This window comes from Streptomyces sp. NPDC058221 (assembly GCF_042882365.1).
In the GTDB taxonomy this organism is placed as follows: Bacteria; Actinomycetota; Actinomycetes; order Streptomycetales; family Streptomycetaceae; genus Streptomyces.
In genome coordinates this window covers 1-7,620 of record NZ_JBHVWF010000240.1, presented here as the reverse complement: position 1 = coordinate 7,620, position 7,620 = coordinate 1, and the positions used below count along the sequence as shown (strand labels likewise).

Genomic DNA, 7,620 nt, shown 5'->3' with positions numbered 1-7,620 from the left:
AGTTGGCCCTCTCCCCGGGCGGAGTGGACCAGGACCTCGTCCGCCGCGGTCACCACCGCATCAGCCGCCCCATGTTCCCCTTCGACCCCGCGATGGCCGATCCGGACCTGACCGCCCGTCTCGTCCCGGCCGCCGACCGGCCGCTGACCGGGGACTCCGAGTGAGGACCCGCCCCGCCCTGGAGATCGCCGTCGTCTCCCCGGCCGGTGCCCGCACCGCCCGCGAGCACGGAGCCGACCGCGTCGAGCTGTGCACCGCGCTCGAACTCGGCGGTCTGACCCCGTCGACGGCGACCGTCGAGGCGGTCGCCGCGGCGGGCCTGCCCGTCCATGTCCTCGTCCGCTGCCGGCCCGGCGACTTCGTGTACGACCGCGAGGAGGTCGCCCTCATGGCCGCCGAGGTGCGCACCCTCCTGCGCGCGGGTGCCCACGGAGTCGTCATCGGGGCGCTGACCCCCGAAGGCGCCCTCGACGTCCCGGCCCTGACCACGATCGTCGACGCGGCACGCAGCGCCGCATCCGCCGCGCAGATCACGCTGCACCGCGCGGTGGACCAGGCGAGCGATCCGGTGGCCGCCGTCGCGGCACTGCCGCGGCTCGGCATCGCACGTGTCCTCACGTCCGGCGGCGCGCCCACCGCGATCGAGGGCCGCACCGCGCTCACCGCGATGGCTGCGGCGGCTCCCGGAGTCGAGGTGGCCGCCGGGGGCGGGGTGCGCCCCGAGGACATCGCCGGTCTGCTGGCCGCGGGCGCCACCGGAGTGCACCTCTCCGCCAAGTCACACGCGACACCCCGGCGCGCGGCCGGCTGGGTGCCCCTCGGCGTCGGCGGGACGAGCGCCGACGCGGACACCCACTTCGTCACCGATGGCACCGTCGTCGCTGCGGCGAGGAAAGCACTGGACGCGGTGGCCTGACGGGACGGGGAAAGAGCGCGACGGACGCCCCGTCCCGTCGCGCGGCCACTCCCCGGTGATCACACCGGCCAGGGCCGGTGTGATCACGCTGTGGCACCGCTCCTGCTCGCCCACCCGGCCGGCAGGATCTCGTCCACGGCCCCGCGCCGCACGGCTTGGCCCCCTTCGAACAGCACGGCCTCCCGGGTCAGCATCCGCACCGCGGGCAGGTCGTGGCTGATGAAGAGCAGCGCCGTGCGGGCCGGGACGAGCAGGCGGGGCAGGGCTTCGACGACCCGCTCCCGGGAGACGGTGTCCAGCGCCGGGGTCACCTCGTCGCACACCAGCAGGGCCGGGTGCGCCGTCAGTGCCCGCACCAGGGCACAGCGTTGCAGCTGCCCGCCGGAGAGCCGGCCGGGGGGCCGGTGCAGCAGCCCCTCGTCGAGGCCCAGTGCCGCCGCCGTTTCGACCGCATCGGCCGTCGCCTCCTCGTCAGCCAGGCCTCGGAGCAGCCGGGCCGTGTCGGCGAGCTGTTCCAGGACCGGGCGGTGGACCTCGAAGGAGTCCGCGCTGCTCTGGTGCACGTACTGGACAGCACGGCGCTGTGCGGCCGGGCGGCGGTCGACGCGGGCCGGGAGCGGCAGGCCGCCGTACCGCACCTCCCCCCGTGTCGGTGTCGTCAGCCCGGCCAGCACCCGGGCGAACGTCGTCTTGCCCGAGCCGGAGGGTCCGAGCAGCGAGGTACGGCTGCCGGGAGGAAACGTCATGGACACCGGCCCGGTCAGAGGGGCGGCGGATCGGCGGAGCACGACGATGCCGTGGGCCGACACCCCGGCGCCGTTCTCCGGAGCCGGGTGTTCCGCACGAGGCCCCGGGGCCCCGCCCTCGTCGGTGCGACGTTCCGCCGCCAGAAGTTCCCGAGTGGACCGATGGCGGGGCGGCCCCGCGTCGGACAGGGGCCCGGTAGCCGCTGGGCGACCCGGGTCGCCCAGTACGTCTGCCGTCGGTCCCTCGTCAACGGCCCGGCCGTGCTCCAGGACGATGACGTGGTCCGCCGTGCCGCGCACCGCCGTCAGGTCATGGCTGAGCAGGAGCACCCCCGTCCCGGCGTCCGCGAGTTCTCGTACGGTGCGCCCGATGGCGTGCGCGAGAGCCGGGTCCAGGCCGCTCGTCGGCTCGTCCAGGACCAGCAGCCGCGCGCCGGTCACCAGGGCTGAGGCGAGAGCCAGCCGCTGTTGCTGACCGCCGGAGAGCTGGTGCGGGAAACGTCGGCGCACGGCCTCCCACTCCAGGCCCGACCGTGCCAGTGCCCGGCCCGCAGCGGCTCGGCGGGCACCTCGGCCGGGGTGTGCGAGCGCGGCCAGTTCCATGAGGGCGCCGCCCGACCGGCGGACCGGATCCAGGACGCTCTCCGGGTGCTGGGGCAGATGGGCCGCTTTCCCCGCCCGCGCGGTCCGCCGCTCGGCGGGCGTCAGCGAGATGAGGTCGGTGCCCGTCAGCAGGACACGTCCCGCCAGCCTGACGCCGCCGCGTGCAGCGCCGAGCGCCGCCAGCCCCAGTGTCGTCTTGCCACTGCCGGACGGCCCGACGACGGCGACCACAGCACCGGGCGGAACGGCCAGGGCGACACGGTCCAGCAGGGGGTGTGCCGCTCCGTCAGCGTGGGCGGAGATCTCCGGGATCTCCAGCAGCGGCAGGGAGCCGTGCCCGGTCACGGTTGCCTCCTCCTGCGGGCCAGGGCCCGGTCCACGAGCAGGTTGCTGCCCACACACAGCGCCGTCAGCAGGCCTGCGGGCACCAGGACCGCGGCGGGCTGGGTGAACAGGGCATCGCTGTTCCGCTCGATCAGCACCGCCCAGTCCGGTGAGGAGGCGGGCAGGCCCAGACCGAGGAAGTTGGCGGACGCCAGGAGATACAGCACGACGGTGAACCGGCCGGCCGCGTCCGTCGCCATGGGCGCGGCCAGCTCGCGCGCCAGGTGCCGCAGGTGGATGTAGGCCCAGCCGTGCCCCTGCATCCGCAGTGCCTCGACGACCGTACGGGCGCCGGGAGCGAGCGCGGCCCCGCGGACCAGGCGGGCCACGGCCGGCACGTGGAGCAGTCCGGCGACCGTCACCAGCCAGTACCAGTCGCGGTGGCCGGCGGCGGCCAGCGTCATCAGCACCAGCAGGCCGGGAAAGGCGAGCACCAGGTCCAGGGTGCGCATCACCGTCTCGTCGATTCCGCGCCGCGGCCCCGCGGCCAGCAGGCCCAGCGGTACTCCCGCGGCCATGCCGATCAGCAGCGCGCCCAGGGCGCTTCCCAGCACCGAGGCGCCGCCGTGCAGGACGAGCGCCAGTACGTCCCGGCCCAGGACGTCGGTGCCGAGAACGTGCCCGCCGCCGGGTGGCTGCGAGGGCAGCGCGTCCTGCTGCGCCGACGGGTCTCCGGCGGTCCACGGCCCCACCAGGGCCGTCGCCACCGGTACCGCCAGGAGGATCAGGGCGATCCACGGGAGGCGGAACCGGGTGGTGCCCGCGCCTCGGGCCTTCAGGTCGCCGGTCTCGGACGGGGTGGTCATCCGGTCATCTCCCGGCGCGGCGCGAGCCGGTGGGCGACCAGGTCACCGGCGAGGTTCACCACGACCGCGGTGCCGGTGAACAGCAGCGCGTACGTCTGGACCTGCGGCAGATCGCGGTTCTGCACCGCCTCGACGAATCCGCTGCCCAGTCCGCGGAATCCGAAGACCGCCTCCACCAGTACGGCGCCCCCCAGCAGTCCCTCCACGCAGCGGGCGTACTGCTGCGCCGCGGGGCCCAGCGCGTTGGGCAGCACATGACGCAGCACCACGGTGCGTTCCGGCATCCCGAGCAGCCGCAGGTGTTCGGGCACGGGCCCATGGCGCTCCCCTGCCACGCCGGCCCTGATCTGCCGTGCCAGATCGCACAGGTGCCGGGCTGTCAGTACGGCCACGGGGAGTACCAGGACGGCCGGCTGCTCGAACAGTGCGGCGGTGTCCATGCCGACGGCGGTGGCCGGCAGCAGCCCGGCCGCCAGCGATACCGAGGCGACCAGCAGCAGGGCGAGCACGAATTCGGGGACGGCGTGCAGCAGGACCGTGGCTGTGTTCAGGGCCCGGTCGAGGCGGCTGCCCTCCCGCAGCCCCGACACGGTTCCCAGCAGCGGTGCCAGCACGGTGACGAGTGCCAGCGCCGGCAGACCCAGCAGCAGCGTCACTCCGACGCGGCGGCCGATGTCGTCGCCCACCGGCAGCCCGGTCGTCAGCGAGTTGCCGAGGTCGCCGGTGCACAGCCGGCCGAGCCAGTGCCCGAAGCGGTTCCAGGCGGGCTCGTCCAGCCCCAGCTGTTCCCGGAGTGCTGCCACTTGTTGCGGAGTGCCGAGCTCCCCGCGCAGCACGTCAGCGGTGTCCCCCGGCAGGGCAGCGCCGACGGCGAACACGGCGACCAGCACCACCAGGCACTGCAGGAGCGCCAGCAGGGAGCGCCGCAGGATGTAGGCGCGCACGTCAGCCGAGGCGGACCCGGTCGAAGCGGGCCCAGTCGTGCGAGTTCGGCGGTGCCGCGCGCAGGCCGCTGACCGACCGCGCGATGGCGTCGTTGGCGTCGGAGAACGCCCACACGAGCAGCCCGGACTCCTCGCGGGCGATCTTCTGGGCCCGGGAGAGCAGGCCCAGCCGGGTCTGCTCGTCCCGGGTGGTACGGGCACGGTCCAGCAGGGCGTCGAACTTCTTCGAGGCGTACTGGGTCTGGTTGCGGGCGGCGCCGCCGCGGACGCGTTGCTGCAGGAAGTCGGAGACGGGCAGGGTGGAGGTGGTGTTGAAGGCGGCGACGCCCTTGGTCTTGATCTCGCTGAAGTACGTACTGGAAGCACGGGTGTTGGCGCTCACCTTCAGCCCGACTTCGCGAAGCTGCCGTGCCATCAGATCCGCCGCGGGCTCCCACGCGGCGTCGACCGAACTGGTCTCCACCGTGATGTGGGCCCCGTCCGCGCCTGCTTCCCCGACCAGCTTCCGCGCCGCTTCGACGTCCCTTTCGCAGGGCTCGATGCCGTCGGGATAGCCGCGCAGGCCCATGCCGAACAGGTCGTTGCCCGCCTCGCCGTGGCCGGCCAGGGCGATGCGGACCAGAGCCGGCCGGTCGATCCCCAGCTGCACGGCCCGTATCAGGCGCGGGTCGTCGAACGGGGCACGGCCGGTGCGCAGCAGGAGCTGCTGGGCGGTGGCGCGCCGGGCGGTCAGCAGACGGGTCGAGCTGTTCTTCTTCAGCCGTTCCACGGAGGCGCCGGCCATGTCGGCCGCGTAGTGCACCTGTCCGGACAGCAGGGCGTTGAGCCGGGCCGACTCCTCGTTCGCGGGAACGATCTCCAGTTCGGCGATGTGCGGTGCGCCGTCCCAGTGGTCGGCCCATCGCCGGTAGCGGGCGGTGCCGCCGGGTGTGAACGAGACGTAGGTGAAGGGGCCGGAGCCGACGGGCTTGCGGAAGTCCGTCGTCCCGTCGGGGATGATCTCGGTGCCCGGGCCGGCGAGCACGGTGGGGAACTCGAAGTTCGGCGCTTTGAGCACGAAGACGACGGACCGGTCGCCGTCCGCCCTGCTCGCGGTGAAGTCGATGGCCGACAGCAGCACCTGCGAGGGCGAACCCACTTCCGGGTCGGCGGCGCGGGAGTAGCTGTAGAGGACGTCCTTGGCGGTGACCGGCTTTCCGTCGTGGAACCGGGCCGCGCGCAGCCGTATGCGCCAGCGGGTGCCGGAGGCATCGCTCTCCCAGGACTGCGCGAGCCGCTCGCGTACCGACATGTCGTCGGCGTACGTGCCGAGCGTGTCGTAGAGGGCCTTGGCGCGGGCCTGGTCGACGAAGTTCGGGGCGACGTGCGGGTCGAGGGTCTCCTGGGAGCCACCCGACGTGAACGCGGCACGGAACCGGTCGCCGCTCCCCCCGTCCGACGCGTCGCCGCCGCAGCCGGTGAGCAGGCCGGACGCGGTGAGCGCCAGTGCCCCTCCGGCAGCCAGTACGTCTCTTCTGCCGGGTCCGGGCCGGTTCTCCGGTCCCGTCAGGGCATGCGTCGCCACAGTCGATCCTCTCCGGGGTGTCCTCGCCCCTGACGTCAGACCGGCGACGGGTCAGTCTCCTGGCTTCCGGATCGTCGCTCGCCTCCGCCTTCCCGTCCGCGCTCGCGGACAGTGGCGTGCAGGAGATTCGCTCCCCGGTCACAGTGGCGGGACCGCGCCGGAATCGCACCGGCTTCCTGGTCCCCATCGCCTTGTGCGCTCATTGTGACGCACGGGGCGACAAGGACCTGAACCCGGTCGCCCTCCAGCGGCCGACGCGATGAGGCGGCCGGGCGGCCCGGTATCCGCCGCCTGCCGCCGTCTGCCGCCGTCTGCCGCCGCAGGAAGTTTCACGGCGGAGAAAGTTCTCGGCGGGCACATGCGGTATCCGCAGCTGAGCGACTTCTCCACTGGTCCAGACCTTAGAGGTGAACCCGTGCCCCCTTTACGCGACGAGCCGGTCCATGCGTCACTCATGACGTGTCCGCATCAATTTGCTTTCTCGTGCGACACGGTCAGCTGACACAGCATGCGTACCCCCCACTCCACGATCATGGTTCCGTCCTCGCGATCAGCTCCCGCCCTTCCGCTACGCGAGTAGATCCACCGTCCGCGTCGTCACACCAGGAGGAATGCGTTGTTGTCTCGAATCCACACCCCCAGACCCGCACTGCGCAAGATGATGGTGGCCGCAACCCTCGGTCTGACGATGGGACTCGTCCCGGTCGTGACGGCCGGCCCGGCTGCGGCCCAGCCCGTGGCCACCAGCAGCGACATCCCGGTCGGTGACGGCTACATGGGCGCCGGCTATCTCGCCGACGGCAGGAGCTTCGCACCGGACACCCGGCAGATCGCGCCGCCCGCCGAGGACGACGTCTCCACGCAGGCGACCCAGGCAGGCATCGACGTCTCGCATTACCAGGGGTCGATCAACTGGTCCTCGGTGAAGTCGGCGGGAATCAAGTTCGCCTACATCAAGGCGACGGAGTCCACGACGTACAAGGACCCCAACTTCAACACCAACTACGTGAACGCGTACAACGCGAAGGTGATCAGGGGCGCCTACCACTTCGCGCGCCCCAACCTCTCCAGCGGCGCGGCCCAGGCCACCTACTTCGCCGGCCACGGCGGGGCGTGGTCCCGGGACAATCTGACGCTGCCCGGAATGCTCGACCTCGAAGGCGGCTGCTACAGCAAGACGGCCGCCGCGATGCAGTCGTGGATCCTGGACTTCTACAACACGTACAAGGCCAAGACCGGCCGCGACGTCGTCATCTACACCAGTGCCAGCTGGTGGAACTCCTGCACCGGCGGGTGGGGCGGCATGTCCGCCCGCAGCCCCCTCTTCGTGGCGCACTGGACCAGCGCGTCCAGCCCCACCATCCCCAAGGGCTTCCCGTACTGGACTTTCTGGCAGTACACCGACTCCGGTTCGGTGAGCGGCATCTCGGGGGCCGTGGACCGCGACCGGTTCAGCGGTGACGCGAGCCGTCTGCTGGCCCTGGCCAACAACACCGCCTGACGGGGTGCCCTGACCACTCCGTGTCGGATCAGCTCCCCGGATGTCCCGGCCGGCGTCCGCCGGCCGGGACATCCGGGTGCGGTACGCCGGGGGCGATGAGTTCCGCTGCGGTTCCGAGTCTGTATCTACGCACGTCCGTACATACACACACGGTCA

6 protein-coding genes, 1 pseudogene and 1 riboswitch are annotated in these 7,620 nt (G+C 72.6%); of the genes and pseudogenes, 3 read left to right on the top strand and 4 right to left on the bottom strand.

Annotation, left to right across the window (positions count from 1 at the left end; genetic code table 11):
- Together ACFVW8_RS37480 and ACFVW8_RS37475 are read left to right on the top strand one after the other, a co-directional pair.
- Positions 1-164: pseudogene (locus ACFVW8_RS37480) on the top strand (microcystinase MlrC family protease); the annotation flags it as partial.
- Positions 161-916 (top strand): copper homeostasis protein CutC, encoded by a 756-nt coding sequence (locus ACFVW8_RS37475; protein WP_389698230.1) that lies wholly within the window; start codon positions 161-163, stop codon positions 914-916. The pseudogene ACFVW8_RS37480 and the gene ACFVW8_RS37475, both read left to right, overlap by 4 nt.
- Positions 917-999: 83 nt before the next feature.
- Here ACFVW8_RS37475 and ACFVW8_RS37470 read toward each other — a convergent pair whose 3' ends face one another.
- Genes ACFVW8_RS37470 through ACFVW8_RS37455 form a run of 4 tightly spaced genes read right to left on the bottom strand, consistent with a single transcriptional unit; the run spans position 1,000 to position 5,963 of the window.
- Positions 1,000-2,610: an ABC transporter ATP-binding protein gene (locus ACFVW8_RS37470; RefSeq protein ID WP_389698228.1), complete on the bottom strand. Its 1,611-nt coding sequence runs from the start codon at positions 2,608-2,610 to the stop codon at positions 1,000-1,002.
- On the bottom strand, positions 2,607-3,455 hold the full coding sequence (locus ACFVW8_RS37465; protein WP_389698226.1) for an ABC transporter permease: 849 nt from the start codon (positions 3,453-3,455) through the stop codon (positions 2,607-2,609). Before ACFVW8_RS37465 ends, ACFVW8_RS37470 begins: the two co-directional genes overlap by 4 nt.
- The gene (locus ACFVW8_RS37460; protein WP_389698224.1) at positions 3,452-4,399 is read right to left on the bottom strand and encodes an ABC transporter permease; all 948 of its coding nucleotides are present in this window, start codon (positions 4,397-4,399) and stop codon (positions 3,452-3,454) included. Before ACFVW8_RS37460 ends, ACFVW8_RS37465 begins: the two co-directional genes overlap by 4 nt.
- 1 nt (position 4,400) lies before the next feature.
- Entirely contained in the window at positions 4,401-5,963 is a 1,563-nt protein-coding gene (locus tag ACFVW8_RS37455) for an ABC transporter substrate-binding protein (RefSeq protein WP_389698222.1), read from the bottom strand.
- Between the two features lie 52 nt (positions 5,964-6,015).
- Positions 6,016-6,144, bottom strand: a riboswitch (cobalamin riboswitch).
- 480 nt (positions 6,145-6,624) lie between these two features.
- Between ACFVW8_RS37455 and ACFVW8_RS37450 the strand changes: the two genes are divergently transcribed.
- A complete protein-coding gene (locus ACFVW8_RS37450; RefSeq protein ID WP_389698232.1) occupies positions 6,625-7,464 on the top strand; it encodes a GH25 family lysozyme in 840 nt (279 codons plus the stop codon).
- Positions 7,465-7,620 lie beyond the last annotated feature (156 nt).